Annotated in this window: 12 protein-coding genes; 10 read left to right on the forward strand and 2 right to left on the reverse strand. The window is 39.1% G+C overall.

What is annotated here, in order from left to right:
- The first annotated feature begins 67 nt into the window (after nt 1–67).
- The 3 genes from PBAT_RS04980 to PBAT_RS04990 all read left to right on the forward strand — a co-directional run bounded on the left by PBAT_RS04980 (nt 68) and on the right by PBAT_RS04990 (nt 3,129).
- Nucleotides 68–880, forward strand: a complete 813-nt coding sequence (locus PBAT_RS04980; protein WP_248912406.1) for an ABC transporter ATP-binding protein — start codon at nt 68–70, stop codon at nt 878–880.
- Between the two features lie 3 nt (nt 881–883).
- Nucleotides 884–2,536 carry an ABC-2 family transporter permease gene (locus PBAT_RS04985; RefSeq protein ID WP_068647153.1) on the forward strand — a complete coding sequence of 551 codons (1,653 nt, stop codon included), beginning with the start codon at nt 884–886 and terminating at the stop codon, nt 2,534–2,536.
- Nucleotides 2,537–2,646: 110 nt separating this feature from the next.
- Nucleotides 2,647–3,129 carry a hypothetical protein gene (locus PBAT_RS04990; RefSeq protein ID WP_068532170.1) on the forward strand — a complete coding sequence of 161 codons (483 nt, stop codon included), beginning with the start codon at nt 2,647–2,649 and terminating at the stop codon, nt 3,127–3,129.
- A 91-nt stretch (nt 3,130–3,220) separates the two neighbouring features.
- On the opposite strand, the gene PBAT_RS04995 is transcribed toward PBAT_RS04990, so the two are convergent.
- Nucleotides 3,221–4,915, reverse strand: coding sequence for a methyl-accepting chemotaxis protein (locus tag PBAT_RS04995; RefSeq protein WP_068647155.1), 1,695 nt, complete (start codon nt 4,913–4,915; stop codon nt 3,221–3,223).
- Nucleotides 4,916–5,275: 360 nt separating this feature from the next.
- Between PBAT_RS04995 and PBAT_RS05000 the strand changes: the two genes are divergently transcribed.
- From PBAT_RS05000 to PBAT_RS05030, 7 genes are all read left to right on the forward strand, one after another.
- Nucleotides 5,276–6,676, forward strand: coding sequence for a cytochrome ubiquinol oxidase subunit I (locus PBAT_RS05000; RefSeq protein ID WP_068647157.1), 1,401 nt, complete (start codon nt 5,276–5,278; stop codon nt 6,674–6,676).
- Complete coding sequence (gene cydB / locus PBAT_RS05005; protein WP_068647418.1) at nt 6,663–7,679, forward strand: cytochrome d ubiquinol oxidase subunit II; 1,017 nt, start codon at nt 6,663–6,665, stop codon at nt 7,677–7,679. The genes PBAT_RS05000 and cydB overlap by 14 nt, the downstream gene beginning before the upstream one ends.
- Nucleotides 7,679–9,409 (forward strand): thiol reductant ABC exporter subunit CydD, encoded by a 1,731-nt coding sequence (gene cydD / locus PBAT_RS05010; protein ID WP_068647159.1) that lies wholly within the window; start codon nt 7,679–7,681, stop codon nt 9,407–9,409. Before cydB ends, cydD begins: the two co-directional genes overlap by 1 nt.
- On the forward strand, nt 9,406–11,199 hold the full coding sequence (gene cydC, locus PBAT_RS05015; RefSeq protein ID WP_068647161.1) for a thiol reductant ABC exporter subunit CydC: 1,794 nt from the start codon (nt 9,406–9,408) through the stop codon (nt 11,197–11,199). The genes cydD and cydC overlap by 4 nt, the downstream gene beginning before the upstream one ends.
- 324 nt (nt 11,200–11,523) lie before the next feature.
- A complete protein-coding gene (locus PBAT_RS05020) occupies nt 11,524–12,690 on the forward strand; it encodes a hypothetical protein (protein ID WP_068647163.1) in 1,167 nt (388 codons plus the stop codon).
- The gene (locus tag PBAT_RS05025) at nt 12,683–13,228 is read left to right on the forward strand and encodes a hypothetical protein (protein ID WP_068647165.1); all 546 of its coding nucleotides are present in this window, start codon (nt 12,683–12,685) and stop codon (nt 13,226–13,228) included. Before PBAT_RS05020 ends, PBAT_RS05025 begins: the two co-directional genes overlap by 8 nt.
- The gene (locus PBAT_RS05030; protein WP_068647167.1) at nt 13,216–15,123 is read left to right on the forward strand and encodes an SMC family protein; all 1,908 of its coding nucleotides are present in this window, start codon (nt 13,216–13,218) and stop codon (nt 15,121–15,123) included. The genes PBAT_RS05025 and PBAT_RS05030 overlap by 13 nt, the downstream gene beginning before the upstream one ends.
- Before the next feature lie 488 nt (nt 15,124–15,611).
- On the opposite strand, the gene fumC is transcribed toward PBAT_RS05030, so the two are convergent.
- Nucleotides 15,612–17,003 (reverse strand): class II fumarate hydratase, encoded by a 1,392-nt coding sequence (gene fumC / locus PBAT_RS05035; RefSeq protein ID WP_068647169.1) that lies wholly within the window; start codon nt 17,001–17,003, stop codon nt 15,612–15,614.
- Between the last annotated feature and the right edge of the window lie 13 nt (nt 17,004–17,016).

The raw sequence follows: 17,016 nt of genomic DNA on the forward strand, positions 1-17,016 counted from the left end.
GATTCAAATATATAGGTTTAAAAGGATATTTATAACATGTATAGTAAAGATATGCCAAAATGTGGGTATGATAAGAGAGGAGCAAATGAAGTTGGAATATACGGGCGAACCCATCATTTCTATCCGTGATCTGGTCTTAAATTATGGGAATAAGACGGTTCTACATTGGATAAACCTAGATGTCTTCAAAGGGCAAATTATTGGATATATTGGACCCAATGGAGCAGGGAAAAGCACGACAGTGAAGGTGTTGCTTGGGCTTATAGCTGATTACAAGGGAGAAGTGAAGATTCTAGGAAGAGATATCTCAGATGGAGACGTTGAGTATAAGAGGAAGATTGGCTATGTACCTGAGGTCGCTGATATTTATGAAAGCCTTACAGCACAAGAATACTTAACGTTTATTGGACAATTATATGGGATGGAATATGCCCAAGCGGACCACAAAGCATATCAACTTATGACAAGCTTTGAGTTAGATGCGATGTATCGGTCGCGAATATCATCCTTTTCTAAAGGGATGAAGCAAAAGGTATTATTGATCTCAAGCCTTATACATAATCCCGAGATTCTATTCTTGGATGAACCACTAAGTGGACTGGATGCCAATAGTGTCATGGTTGTAAAGGAATTACTAGCTTGTTTAGCCGCTCAAGGTAAGACCATCTTCTATTCCTCTCACATTATGGATGTGGTAGAGAAGATCAGCAATCGCATTATTTTACTAGATAACGGAAAGATCATAGCAGATGGTAGCTTTCACGAACTACAACAACAATCTAAGGAAGGATCACTGGAGCAAGTATTCAGTCAACTCACTGGATCTCACGATCATAAAGACATAGCGAAGCGAATGGTCTCTATTGTACAAGAGGTGTAATCGATGAATGAATTCAGAACATTGAAGGTATTGGATCGTTTTCGTCTTCTTTTTGAGAAATTCGGAATTCATTATGTGATCATGAGAAGAATCCTTCAAATGAAGTTGACCATGGATGGTAGGAGAGTACCGACTGTACTTGGTAATACAGGGTCGCGTCATGATCCGGAGAAGGATGACCAGAATAAATTCTTGCGATCCATGTGGTTATATCTCTTGTTAGGGACAGTAGTCTTAACACCTGTTGTTATGATGAGTGACAACTTCATATTTCAAATGAGTCTCGTATTCGGGATTCTAATCTTCATGGTACTGACCTCATTAATATCCGACTTCTCATCCGTTCTCTTAGATATTAGAGACAAGACGATACTCGACTCGAAACCCGTAAATGCAAGAACCCTTCATGCCGCTAAAATTATACATATTAGTATTTATCTTTTCTTCATTACTGCGGCACTCTCAATCGTTCCACTTATTGGTGGTAGCATTCGCCACGGTATTCTATTTTCAGTGATCTTCCTCGTTGAACTGGTATTAATAGATATCTTGGTTGTGGTATTAACAGCCTTGTTATATCTCGTGGTCCTTCAGTTTTTTGATGGAGAGAAATTGAAAGATATTATAAATTATGTGCAGATTGGTTTAACCTTGGTCATGACGATCGGCTACCAATTCGTATCACGATTATTTAGTATTGTAGATCTTAATTATGTATTTGACGGGAAGTGGTGGCAGTATTTAATGATTCCCGTATGGTTCGCAGCGCCATTTGAAATGTTGATTCACGAAGATCGTAACAAGGTTTTTCTAATCTTCTCTCTTATGGCTGTTCTAGTACCTCTAGTATCTGTTGTCATATATGCTAGGTGCATGCCCTCATTTGAGAGGAATCTACAGAAACTTAATGATAATAGTGGAACGAGAAAGAAGGTGGGACGTCCTAAAGGGGCGGGGATATCAAGATTTCTCTGTTCGACTCAGGAAGAGCGAATGTTCTTTCGATTTACCTCAGATATGATACGTAATGATCGGAACTTCAAGTTGAAGGTGTATCCGTCGTTAGGTCTTTCTCTTGTATTTCCGTTTATATTTCTATTTAATTCTTTACAGTCTCAAGAATGGGACAAGGTATCTTCTAGTAAAAGTTATTTACTTATGTATTCAGCGGCTTTATTTATTCCAACGGTGATGACCTTGTTGAAATTCTCGGATAACTACAAAGGGGCGTGGGTATATAAAGCCATGCCGGTTCGAGAGCTAGCCCCCATATTTAAAGGGAGTCTCAAAGCAATCTTAGTCAACTTGTTTGTACCCTTAATCCTATTCGTAAGCATCATATTTATCACGGTTTACGGATTAAGGATTCTTCCTGACGTCGTTATATTTCTATTGAGTATATCTCTCTACACTGTAATTTCATTTCTAATGTTAAGAAAGGCTATTCCTTTCTCCGAGCCCCATCAGGTCTCAGGAAAAGGAGAGTGGATTCCCATCATAGTACTTATGGTGATTCTAGTGTTATTAGCAGTATGTCATCTCTTAAGTACCGTTGTAAATTATGGCGTCTACATCTATATGATACTCCTTATATTTGTGAATATGGTTAGTTGGAGACGAGCCTTTCGAATGACATGGAATAGTATAATACCATAGTTACAGGGTGTGTCGATCTAGGGTGATATCGATTACCTAATTCATCCTTTTGATTATCTGTTGCAGAAGTAGTACATTATAAAAGTTATCATTAAGGAGGTTCCACATTAATGTATTATGAAGACAACGAGAATTTATCGATCATGACATATACCTTGAACAGTGGTATTAAAGGTACAGTGCCTTTATCTAATAAGCAAATTCAAGAGTGGCTAGAGAGTTATAGATCGAATACGAAATTCATTACTGCCATTGGTAAAGAGTTTTTCGGTCTTAATCCTGAGCTTGTCGCGGACTTCAAGGTACAGAATCGATTCTCTAACTATGTTGAGATGATCAGGCCAATATCAGCAGGTGATCAAGAGAAGAATGATGAGCTTTCACAAGCCTATGAGGAGAATCTTGTATTCTTTAAGGTTGACTGTAAATGTGGAACAACTTATACAACATACTCGCAGTATTATACAACGAAGTGGTTTTGTTCGAAGTGTAAAGAGATTGTATTCATGGATAAGAAGAAAGGGAAGGTTCCTACAGACAAAGGCGAGGCTTGGTATATGACCAACAAGTACTTTGTGGAAAGAGAATCTTAAGATACGATACCTTTCAACTTTCAAAAAAAGAAGAAGGAACAGCTGATGGAGCACTCTATCGGCTGTTCCTTCTTCTTTGGTATATGGCCATTTATATTTTGAAACGTTCGATGAGGACATGAAGCTGCTCAGACATCACGGAAAGGAAGGTAGCGGAGGCATTGATTTCTTCCATAGACGCGAGCTGTTGCTCTGAGGCAGCAGATACACTCTGTGCTCCATCTCTTGTCTGTTGGGCTACTTCTACAAGAACATGTGCCGTTCCAACTAGGATATTTGCACTTTCGGATAACTGGCGAACGGCAATGGATACATGCTCATTCTGCTCGGTGATGATGGCTGCCGAAGTCTCTATTTGTTCCAAAGAAGCTCCGACTTCAGAGATTCGTTTAGATTCCTCTGTCACCAGTGTGGCTGTATCTAGCATATTATTACTAGCACTCTCCATGAGTGATAAGGTTTTACTCACAACTTCTGCAATCTCTTGTGCGGATTGGGCCGAACTTTCAGACAACTTCCTTACCGAATTGGCCACAACAGCAAAACCTCTGCCTTGCTCCCCTGCACGTGCAGCTTCAATAGCAGCATTTAAGGCTAATAAATTTGTCTCCGCTGATATTCCTCTCATAACATCGAGCATATAGCTAATTTCTTGCGAATAATCCTTTAAGCTTTGAATCGTAAATGATAATTCTTGAATGCTCTCATTCATGTGATCCATCTGATCAACGGTCTCATTCATAGATATTCTTCCCAAGCGAGCTCTTTGTAAATTGTCAAGCGCGGAGAGACGGGCTTGCTCTGTACTTATGGAAATACTTGAAATGAAAGTTGACATTTCTGCGATCTTTTGCGAACTCATTTCTAGGCTTTGCAACTGTTTCTCTGCCCCATCAGCCATATCATCAATGATGATGACAGTTTGGTGTCCTGATTCTCCAGTCTGCCTGGAGCTTGCGGATAATTCCTCAGAAGACGAAGCGACGTGATGAGATGCAGTGTTAACTTCTCGAATTAGATTCTGAAGATTAATTGTCATGGTATTAATGTCTGTTGTTAGCCGTCCGATTTCGTCCTTACTCTTGAACTGTAATAGCTCAAGGGTTAAGTCTCCCTCAGCGATACGGTGAACACTAGCAGATAGGGCTGATAGGGGTCTTACTGCTCTACGGATGATGACAAATACAGCAAGTGCAGCTAGGGTGAATAAGATAGCACCTACAATAAATGGTGTGACGAGTATTTCAATGGTTCTTTGGTTGATTAGAGAGGCATCAACATTAATCGCAATCAAACCTAGCATCTCTTTATTAGAATCATTGTCTATATATATCGGTCCGTACCCTGTTTTTAATGTAATCTCATCATATGTATATACTTTCGAAGATATAGCATGTTTCATACTGTTTATCATATCTTGATCTGCTTTATTGAAGTGAAATGTGTCCCCTGCGTTGTATCCCCTTTTTTTTAGATTACTGTCTGCAGCTAGAATCTTACCATCAAGAGATAGAATAAATGCTTCTTTAAATAGAGGTTTCTTATGTATGATCCAGTCTATGTTTGTTTCAACTTTACTAAGTACGCTGGTGTCTCCACGAGTAAGAGCTAAGATTTCTTCCGGCTTAACTAGCCCAGAAGTGATGTTGGCACAACCAACGGTTTCAATTCCAAGCGCCTCGTCAACTTGTCGATAGGTTATTTGATATGCAAATATACTGATTGAGGCACCTACTACCATGAGAAGGGCAATTAACTTTAACGTGATCTTCGTAGCCAATCCCATCTAAACAACCTCCAGTGTTATAGGATAAGTGTAGTAGCAGTTTCGAAAGTGTTCTTCAAGTTTATATAGTATATATTCGTTAGTAAATAACGATAAATCTATGATAAAAGTCATTGTAATTTTATGGGTTTAAAGGTATTTCAATGTTAATAATTACCTTATCATTCAGTATTCAATCGTTCTAATTTTAAATATTGTGTGACAAACTTCACAATGTGAAGATATTTTGTATCACAATGTGATAAAGATCACATTTGATTTCAAGAGTCTCTGACAAAATATAAAATATAAGATATTAATTTTCGTGTGCCCAATGATTAGGGTGTTGGAAACTTTAAACAAGGAAGAGGGATTAAAATCATGGATCCGGTTATGCTCTCACGCATCCAGTTTGCGTCGACAACGTTGTTTCACTTTATCTTTGTACCATTGTCTATTGGATTAGCGTTGTTGATTGCGATTATGGAAACAATGTACGTGGTCAAAGGTAAGGAAGTATACAAAAAGATGGCTAAATTCTGGGGACATTTGTTCCTCATTAACTTTGCTGTTGGTGTCGTGACTGGGATATTACAAGAATTTCAATTCGGAATGAACTGGTCAGATTATTCGAGATTTGTAGGAGATGTATTCGGTGCTCCACTAGCGGTAGAAGCGTTACTAGCCTTTTTCTTGGAGTCCACATTCTTAGGGATTTGGATTTTTGGATGGGAACGTCTATCTAAGAAGCTTCACTTAATGTGTATTTGGTTAGTAGCTATTGGTACGACAATGTCTGCTTTCTGGATTCTAGTAGCGAATTCTTTCATGCAAAGACCTGTTGGATTCGTGATGAATAATGGTCGAGCCGAGATGAATGACTTTTTAGCGTTGATCACAAATGGTCAGGTTCTATTAGAGTTCCCTCATACAATTTTAGCCGCATTTATGACAGGTGCCTTTTTGATTACAGGTGTCAGTGCCTATAAAATGTTAAAACGCCAAGACTTTGATTTCTTCAAGAAATCTTTTATTATTGCGATTATTGTAGGCTTGGTTTCATCCATTGGTGTTGCACTCGTAGGACATAGTCAAGCACAGTATTTAGTGGAGACTCAACCGATGAAGATGGCGGCTTCTGAAGCGCTATGGGATACAAGTACCGATCCGGCTCCATGGACTGTGATAGCGACCATAGACCCGGAGAAGAAGGAGAATGGGATGACCTTCAAAATTCCATATCTGCTTAGTTTCTTGTCCTATAGTAAATTCTCTGGCGAAGTTGTTGGGATGAATCAGTTACAAGCTGAGTATGAACAGAAATATGGTCCTGGTGATTACATTCCACCCGTACGTACGACTTTCTGGAGTTTCCGCATCATGGTGGCAAGTGGATCGATTCTTATTCTTCTAGCTATGTATGGATTCTACCTAGTTGCTCGTAAGAAGTTAGAACAGACGAATAAATGGTTTATGCGTATCATGGTAGGGGCTATTTCGTTACCATTTATTGCGAACTGGGCAGGATGGATTATGACCGAGATTGGTCGCCAACCTTGGACTGTTTTTGGATTATTTAAGACAGAAGATAGTATTTCGCCTAACGTTTCAGCTGGACAGATATTGTTCTCGCTCATTTCTTTCTCACTTGCTTATACAGTGTTAGCTATCATATTGGTTTATTTATTTGTTCGTGTGATCAAGAAGGGACCGAATGATACAGGTTCCCATATAGAAGAATCTCACGACCCATTTGATAAGGAGGGGTATCATGTCTCTTAATGAGTTGTGGTTCTTGTTGATTGCAGTATTATTCGTTGGGTTTTTCTTCTTAGAAGGTTTCGACTTCGGTGTAGGGATGTCTACAACGATTCTTGCTAAGAACGACACAGAGCGTCGTGTATTGATTAATTCGATTGGTCCTTTCTGGGATGCGAATGAAGTATGGTTGATTACTGCAGGAGGCGCGATGTTTGCAGCTTTCCCGCATTGGTATGCCACATTATTTAGTGGATTCTATACACCACTCGTATTCGTTCTATTGGCTCTGATTGGTCGAGGTGTAGCATTCGAATTTAGAGGTAAGGTTGCTTCTGAGACGTGGAAGAAAACGTGGGATATCGTTATTTTTATCGGTAGCTTATTACCTCCACTTCTATTCGGTGTGGTATTCGCTTGTCTGATCCAGGGTGTTCCCATTGGCGAAGATATGAATATGAATGCAGGATTGTTTGATGTAGTAAATGCTTATACGTTACTTGGAGGTATTACGGTGGTTGTTCTTTGTTTAGTGCATGGTCTGATGTTCACTACCTTAAGAGTATTAGGGGACTTACAGGACAGAGCACGTGCAATGGCTAAGAAACTTATGATTCCTCTTGCTATTCTATTGGTTGGGTTTGCTGTTATGACGTACTTTAATACAGATGTATTCGAAGTTCGGGGTACGATTATGAGCATCGTTGCTGTGGTTGGCGTGATTGTATATCTTCTAGCTGCATACTTCATTGCGCGTAAAAAAGATAACTGGGCTTTCGGTATGACAGGAGCTGTTATTGCCGTATCCGTTGGTGCTATATTTATTGGATTGTTCCCACGAGTCATGATTAGCTCTATTAGTGATGCTTATAGTCTGACGATCACGAATGCTGCATCAGGTCACTATTCATTAAAGGTCATGTCCATCGTCGCACTTACTTTGCTTCCTTTTGTATTAGGATATCAAATATGGAGTTACTTCGTATTCCATAAACGCGTGAACGCGAAGGATCATTTGGAGTACTAATGGGTCGTAATCTATTAGGCTTCAAAGGTATTAAACCCGTCTTAGCGGCGGTGGCACTGCTGACCTTAGTGCAAAGTGTATCCATTCTATGGATGGCTAGAACGTTATCGGAAGTTGTCTCCGCCCTCTTTGCCGGAGGTTCATTACAAGATCAGAATGTTGGAATCTTTCAATTCCTAGCTGCTTTCCTGGTTAGGCATCTCATGAATTTTGTGCAACAAAAAATAACGTACCGCTATGCTGAGCATACCGGTGCGTTATTGCGTAAAGAGTTAATGGATAAGTTATTCTTACTGGGACCGCGTTTCGCAAAGACAGAAGGGACAGGGAAGCTTGTCACACTTGTTCTAGATGGTGTTCTTAAGTTCAAAGTGTATTTAGAACTGATTATTCCGCGTATGGTGGCTACTGCCATTATACCTGCTGTAGTTTTCTTTTATATCCTTATGCAGGATGTTCAGTCTGCCATTATTTTATTTGTGACTATGCCGATTCTAATTGTATTTATGATCCTAATTGGTCTGTCTTCTCGAAAGCAAGTGGACAGTCAAATGGTTTCTTACCGTAATCTAGCGAACCACTTCGTAGATTCTTTACGTGGGCTTGAGACATTGAAGTATTTAGGACGCAGCAAATCCCACGCTAAGACGATTGGTAAGGTCAGTGATAAGTACAGAAAAGCTACAATGCGTACATTACGTGTCGCCTTTCTATCCTCATTCGCCTTAGACTTCTTCACAATGCTGTCTGTAGCATCCGTAGCGGTAGGTCTGGGCCTTCGCTTGGTAAATGGCGATATGGCGCTTGTGAGCGCATTAACGATCCTTATCCTAGCCCCTGAGTATTTCCTACCAGTGCGTATGGTAGGAGCCGATTATCATGCGACTTTGAATGGTAAAGAGGCGGGAGAAGCGATTCAGGCCATTATTGATATGCCGATAGTGAAGATGGATGTAACGCTACCTAATGGATTCTCCTATTCTTGGAGATCGGATAGTCAGCTAACGTTATCTCATGTACAGGTTCAGCATGAAGCTGAGGGGCCACATTCCTTACAGGATATAACCTTGCACATTCAAGGTATGCGTAAGATTGGAATTATTGGTGAAAGTGGTGCGGGTAAATCGACATTAATAGATGTTCTAAGTGGCTTCCTGCAGCCATCATCAGGTGATGTCGTATTGAATGGGCAACGTCTTCCGGCTCTAACAGATGAATCGTGGCAGAATCAGATGACGTATATTCCACAGAGTCCGTATCTATTCAGTACTAGTCTCGCAGATAATGTGAAGTTCTACACACCGAATGCTAGTCAGGAAGAAGTAGAACAAGCAGTAAAGAATGCAGGATTATCGGATCTCGTGAGTAGCTTACCGCTTGGCTATGATGAGGTCATTGGTGGTGGAGGTCGTACACTTAGTGGCGGACAGGCGCAGCGTGTTGCACTAGCGAGGGCTTTCCTCAGTGACCGTCCTGTTATTCTATTAGATGAACCAACGGCGCATCTGGACATTGAGACGGAGTATGAGTTGAAAGAGACCATGCGCTCTCTTTTTGAAGGGAAGTTAGTATTTCTAGCAACCCATCGATTACACTGGATGCCGGATATGGATCAGATCATCGTGATGGATCAAGGGAAGGTCGCTGAAATAGGTACCCACGAGGAGTTACTTGCCTGTAAGGGCGTGTATTATGCATTAATTAGATCGCAACTGGAGGGTGTGCTATGAGACGCGAACAATGGCTGCTGCCTTATATCACTTCATACTTCTGGCGGTTCGTAGTGATTGTTGCACTGGGTGCCCTGACGGTATTTACGGCAAGTAGTCTGATGTTCTCGTCAGGGTACCTCATCTCAAAGTCTGCTCTTCGTCCAGAGAATATCTTGATGGTGTATGTGCAGATTGTTATCGTTAGAACCTTCGGTACGAGCAGATCTGTGGTTCATTATGTGGAGCGTCTCGTGGGTCACGATACAATTCTACGTATTCTATCGAAAATGCGCGTACAGATGTATCGGATACTGGAACCCCAAGCATTATTTATTTCAACACGGTTTCGCACCGGGGATATCCTTGGAATTCTAGCAGAAGATATTGAGAAGCTACAAGATGTGTACCTGCGTACTATTTTCCCAAGTCTAGTTGCCTTGTTGTTATATACGGTCTCGATCATAGCGTTAGGACAATTCGATGTTCAATTTGCGTTATTCATGGCGTTATATCTGCTCATTCTAATCTTGGTTCTACCGTGGATTTCACTGATGCTTACGAAGAAGAAGAATAAGCAGTCACAGCACAAGCGTGGTCAGCTGTATCAGACATTAACGGATGCTGTACTTGGTATGAGTGATTGGGTCATCAGTGGTAGACCTGCTCAATTCGTGGAGCTCTATGAAGGTGATGAACTAGCAGTAGCAAGCATAGATCGTAAATTAAGTGCTTGGGCGAGATGGAGACAATTGATTGGCCAAGCCACTGTTGGTATTGCAGTAGTCTGCATGTTGTACTGGGCAGGTCAGCAGTATGCAGATGGTGCAATTGCTTCGACGATGATCGCTGCGTTCGTCCTTGTGGTCTTTCCACTTATGGATGCATTTCTACCGATCTCTGAATCTGTGGAGAAAATACCACGTTATCAAGGGTCTTTTGCAAGGTTGAGAGAAATTGAGGATGCAGGTAATGAGGTAAAAGGTCTAGTTCAGAATGATCATTCTGAAGATGGAGAGACCTCTCCGAGGGAACTCGTTAGCGAAGATCTAGTAAATAAGGCAAGGCAGGGTGCGCATATTAAGATTAATCGCGCCTCTCATCGATATGTTGCTGAGGGTCCGTGGTCTTTCGAGGACATTACATTAGATATTCCTCAAGGAAAGAAAGTAGCCATCATGGGAAGAAGTGGTGCTGGAAAATCGACACTATTGAAATTAATCCAAGGTGCGATTACCCCAGAGAGGGGTAGTGCTACGATTCAAGAGACGGATGCCAATCGATTCGGAGAACATATTCCTAGTCTCATTTCCGTATTGAACCAAAGCCCTCATTTATTCGATACATCGGTCACGAATAACATACGTTTGGGGAAACTTGATGCGTCGGACGAGGAGATTAGTGAGGTAGCTCGGAAGGTGAAGATGGATCGTCTGATTGAATCGCTTCCTAAGGGATATAAGACTGCCATGCATGAGACGGGACAACGTTTCTCAGGTGGCGAGCGACAACGGATTGCGTTAGCACGTGTTCTGTTACAGGACACGCCTGTTGTCATTCTTGATGAACCAACCGTAGGCCTCGATCCAAGGACAGAGAATGAACTGCTCTCTACGATCTTTGATACCCTTGAAGGGAAATCACTGGTCTGGGTAACCCATCATCTTGTCGGAGCGGAGCATATGGATGAGATTATATTTATGGAGAACGGAAAGATTGAGATGAGAGGTTCTCATGCGGAACTCCTGGAGAAATATCCACGTTACCGCAATCTATATCATCTTGATCGACCTGAGGCGTTTTTTGCATGAGTGATTATGAAAGTTAAGCTAAGTGTGGGGTGAGAGTCCGACACATAAAAATAGGATTTGAACAGATAAAGGTGCTTTCCATTGTGGGAAGCACCTTTTGTTTGTGATACAAGAAGGAAGAGCGGGTGAGTCGTGACCGATTTCTTGAACTTAAATTAAGTGCAACTGTACACTAAGCTATTTAAGAAAAATTAAAAATTAACGAATATAAAATATCAATTTAAGTTTTTTCTAAAATTAATATAAAAAGGAGGTATATGGAATAATTTGTCGAATTAACTTATTCTTAATGAGGAAGATAGTTTATCTAAAAGGATGTAGGTTATGACTGATCAAATTATTAATCGTGAATCTGGGAATAAAACAAAAGGGTTTCGTTTACAGCGACTACGCGCATGCCAACTAATTTTGGAAAAAATGAAGTTCTCCGATAAGATAGCTGTTTTTGCCGCTACGGAGTATTTAGATGACGTATATACAAAAACCGTCCAAATTAATGGGGAGATAAGCGAGTACTCCGAAGGTGATAAGGATTATGCATCGAAAAAGTCATTTTCTTATAATGCGAATGAGGTGAAAAACTCTCTTGTAATTTTTTTGGATTGCTGGTTTTCCAACAAACTAAGTTCTCATCTTCAATTTGGTTTTTACACCAATATAAAATGCGGTAGTGAAAACAACACTGAGGCGTTGAAAAAGTTGAAAGTTGAGCTTCCTGCAAAGTCTATAATTGAAATGCTTATGAATCGCGATTTTACTGACTCTAAATTACTGCCAGCCGCAAAAGCTATTCTTATTAATGAATACAAGGAACAGTATGAAGACAGGAAGGAACCTGGATTTCTAGATAGCATAGAACAATGGGATGACACTATTTGGATTGATTTTTTTAACAGAATTGATTGGAAATTCGAACAGGAAGACGATAAACTTCTAGAAAAGACAGTATTAAGAGAGATTAGGGATTCCAAATTCTATAACCACAAATTAGAGGGAAGAGAAGGGTATGTTCTAAGTGCACTCTTAGAAGAATTTGAACGTAAAGAAAATGTAACAGACTTTTTAGCGCGATTAGTTAGTGCCTCTGATGTAAGGGTGAAATTTTTAGAAGTGGCTACCCACAATTACAAAAGAAATGACCCGATTTACGAGGAATGGGAAAAGCTTGCGCCACCTATAGATAAACGTAATATTGATGCTAAAATAGTAGCTGTCTGCGGAAGTTACAATAAAAAGAAATTGGGTATATTTGCAAGAAAAATTGGTGCCGTAAAAGTTGAGTTATCAAAAATAGATAGCAAAGATAGAGGATCATATCAATTCAGAATTTTTGAATCTTGTGAAAGTTTATTGTTGGATTTATTAGATTCTCATAGAGGCAAAGATATCACTACTTATGTATTAAGTAATAGAGATACGTTAAAAAATGCTATCCTAGATTTGTTTGATTCTTGTTATCTAGCTTTTGATGAAGGTGGACAAAATGCCTAATAAACAAAATTTGAACGTTAAAAAAAGAATAATGTTTAATAAAGATGAAGATTATTATTTCATTACATATAATATCTTGGTGTTCTTAGATATTCTTGGTTGTGTAAGTGAAAAAAGTAAATTTCTAGATTATACAAAACTATCATATATCATACCCTTTATTTCCAATCATTTGTTGCTTGATCTTATTGTTGATTTTTCTCAGACTAATCACTTGCCAAATAACGAAGAAATTGAATTGTTGAGAGAAACTTATTACAAAAGCCGACTGAAATTGAAATTAGTTACATCTATTCTGTTTACTTTGGAACGTAATGAGTATATAGCATTACAAAAGAACTTAACTCGTAACACTATAGATATTTGGATTCGAAAAGATAAGATTCCGGAGTCTTTTTTTAATCCCTCATTGTACAGAATTGAAATAGAACATACCAAAAAATTGAGAGAAGTCTCACCAAGAATTAGAACGTTAACCGTAAACACACTACTAGATCAATTATTCGGCAACAAGGGGGTGACAGTGTGGCAAGTTTAATGATTAGACGGGTAAGGTATGTTGGAGAGAATTATGTATATACATCACCAGAACTAAAGCCAGGTTTGAATATCATTGAAGGTAAAAATGGCTCTGGTAAAACAACATTTAGCGATCTCATAAGTTTTGGTCTTGGGATCTACGTTAGACAGTATGATCGTAAAGAAAGGGAAATACATAAGGAAATATGCGGAGATAAGGATAACTACGTATTATTAGAGATTAGTATCGATGATTCTAAGTATGAGCTGAAGAGACACTTGAATAATAATACGATATTCGTTTCTGATACAATAGGTAACGTAGAATCGTATGCTGTCTACCGAAGCGAATCTAATCCAGTAATTTTTTCAGACTGGTTACTCTCAAAATTAAAAATTGAAGTGGTTGAAATATATCAAGGATCCAGAAAATTTAAAATAAATTTTCCTGATCTATATCGCCTTATTCACTATGATCAGGATTCCATACCGAGAAAGATATATAAGGAGCATCGCACAGATAATAGTTTCATTGCTGATTCTTTGCAAATTCGTAAGGTTATTTTTGAGTTGCTTATCGGACATCAGTTTTCAGAGTATCACGCTTTAGTAGGCGATCTTAACAAGCTAGAACGCGAGCGAGATACTGCCAAATCCTTGTTTAACAATTATATAAAAATGGCTGGAGATATGGGGTATGATTTATCCAAAATAACTATGGATACAGTAAATATAGACTTATCCAGTTCTAACTTGGAACTAGATAAGTTACAAATTTATCGTGAAGACAGGAAAAAATTAAAATATAATTCAACTCAATTAGACAGACAACTCATCCAACTTAGAACTGAAATTGTACATATTGAACGTGACTACTCTGTATGTCAACGAACTAGGCGAAATGTTATTGTTGAACATAAAAGTTTATTGGATCTAAAAGAGGATATTATCCGTGAAGTTACACATCTTAAAAAGATTATTTCTGCCCACGAAGAATTGAATTTATTTTCCCCCAATACTTGTCCTTGTTGTCTGAAAAGAGTTGAAAGAAAAGAGAATCATTGTATATGCGGCTCTACAATTGATGAAAGTCAGTACGAAAAATTTTTCTATAGCTCAGAAGAATATTTGGATATTTTGAAATCAAAACAAAAATCGGTAGATACTATTGATATTGGAATAAATTCATGTGAAGAAGAAATGAATGAAATTGGAAGAAAATCATTAAAGTTGGAGTTAGCTAGGGATAACATTAGAGCACATTTGAAAGAAATTGAAAAAGATATATCCATATATTCTAATGACAATGAAGTGAACCGGTTGAATGATGAAATTTTGCTTCAAAAGTCAAAAATCCAAAAATTGGATCAACAAAGAATTATATTGATAAAATACACATCACTTGAAGAACAATTCACTGAAAAAAAGGAAGATTACAACGATTTATTTAGACGTATCACAAAGTTAGAATCCAGCTTAAAAACAATTATAGAAAAGCAACTTAAACTGTTTAATGTTATTTATAATAATTTAATGACTGAAACTGCAGATGATATAAATAAAGCAGTAATTGATGAAAACTATATGCCGATTATCAATGATGGAGAATATAAACAGGCAAGTACGAATGTTCCAAAACGGTTCATGTATTATTTAACTTTACTTAAGATGTCTATTGATAGCGATATTCCATATCCAAGATTTTTGTTGATTGATACACCAGAAAACCTTGGGATAGATAATGAAAATTTAGATAGGTGTTTACAGAAGATAGTTTCAGAGACACGAATAGATGTTCAGTTTCAAGTCATTCTAACGACCGGGATAAATAAATATCCTCAAGAGTTTAAAGGATATGTAAGAGAAACTTTGACGGAAGAGGATAGATTGTTGAAAAATAAAAAGATGGAATAAGACGGGTGTCCTCTTTGTTCCAACTCAACAACAGTTGTGTGAACAATGAAGCTAACTTAACCTTTCGTAGGAATGGAGTATTCAGCCACTTTCAAGGCATTTAAAATGATTTAACAATGGTCGGAGTGCAAAGGGATTTATTAATCAGATTTAGATCTTCACGGGATAGAGTGGAACAAACAAAATATTGTATTTATGGAGCTCCCTTGAATCATTTGTGGGGAGTTGCGTTTTCTTTTAAAAATATTTGATATTGAAATAATAATTTCAGAACTAATTACTTACTATTCTGCAATCGTCTTTCCCTTTGAAATGCTTCTACGTGAATAACAAACCAGAAGATATAGAGGGATACACGGTTGTATAAGTGTGGGGGTTCTACTTCGTTTGTAATGAACTATTATATGAATAACTTGGCACCACAAAAAGGACCGTCCAGCATTGATTCCTGCTGGACGGTCTTTTGAAATATATAAGTATTAATTCAATTAGTCTTCTTTCGGATGGATCATTTGTTCTGGGCGAACAACCTCATCGAACTGCTCTTCTGTTAGAAGGTTGCTACGAAGAGCCGCTTCTTTAAGTGTTAGACCCTCTTTATGAGCAAGCTTAGCTACAGCTGCAGCATTCTCGTATCCAATATGCGGATTGAGAGCGGTAACTAGCATAAGAGATTGGTCTAAGTTACGCTGAATAACGGCATAGTTAGGCTCGATTCCTACAGCGCAGTTATCGTTGAATGAACGCATAGCATCTGCTAATAGCCCAGCTGATTGTAGGAAATTATAGATAATAACAGGCTTGAATACATTTAGTTCGAAGTTCCCTTGGCTAGCTGCAAATCCAATGGCTGCATCGTTACCCATCACTTGGCATACAACCATGGTTAGGGCTTCGCTTTGTGTTGGGTTTACTTTACCTGGCATGATGGAGCTTCCAGGTTCATTCTCTGGAATAGTGAGTTCACCGATTCCGCATCTTGGACCACTAGCTAGCCATCTCACATCATTGGCAATTTTCATAAGATCTGCGGCAAGCGCTTTCAGCGCCCCATGGACATAGACAAGTTCATCGTGGCTTGTGAGGGAATGGAATTTGTTCGATGCTGAAGTGAAGGTTTTACCTGTTAAGGTACTGATCTCCTCAGCAACCATGTCTCCGAATTTTGGATGAGCATTAATTCCGGTTCCAACGGCTGTTCCACCAATAGCGAGTTCACGAACATACTCAACACTACTTTGAATCATCGTCTCGGTCTTCTCAAGCATTCTGTGCCATCCACTAACTTCTTGCCCTAAGGTTATAGGTGTAGCGTCTTGTAGATGTGTTCTACCAATCTTGATAATATCTTGGAATTGCTCCATTTTGAGACGGAATGTTTCTTTAAGCTGTTGTAGAGAAGGTAGTAATTGATCTTCGACGGCTATCAGTGCAGCCATATGCATTGCTGTTGGGAACGTATCATTCGAGCTTTGAGATTTGTTCACATCATCGTTAGGGTGAATGCGCACAGTGCTATCGGTATGAGATAAAATCTGATTCGCACGGTTCGCAATGACTTCGTTAACGTTCATATTTGACTGAGTACCACTGCCCGTCTGCCAGACAGCAAGAGGAAAGTGTTCATCGAGCTTACCATCGATAATCTCATCAGCAGCCTCTACAATGGCTTCTACCTTGAGCGGGTCCATTTTGCCAAGCTTACCGTTTGCTAGTGCAGCACTTTTCTTAAGGATTGCAAATACCCGGATAAGATCCAAAGGCATTTTCTCAGTACCAATTCGAAAGTTCTCGAAGCTACGTTGGGTCTGCGCCGCCCATAGCTTGTCCGCAGGTACTTGTATTTCCCCAATTGTATCTTTCTCGATTCTGTACTCCATCTGCACGTCGTCC

This window comes from Paenibacillus antarcticus (genome assembly GCF_001637225.1).
Taxonomy (GTDB): domain Bacteria; phylum Bacillota; class Bacilli; order Paenibacillales; family Paenibacillaceae; genus Paenibacillus_AQ; species Paenibacillus_AQ antarcticus.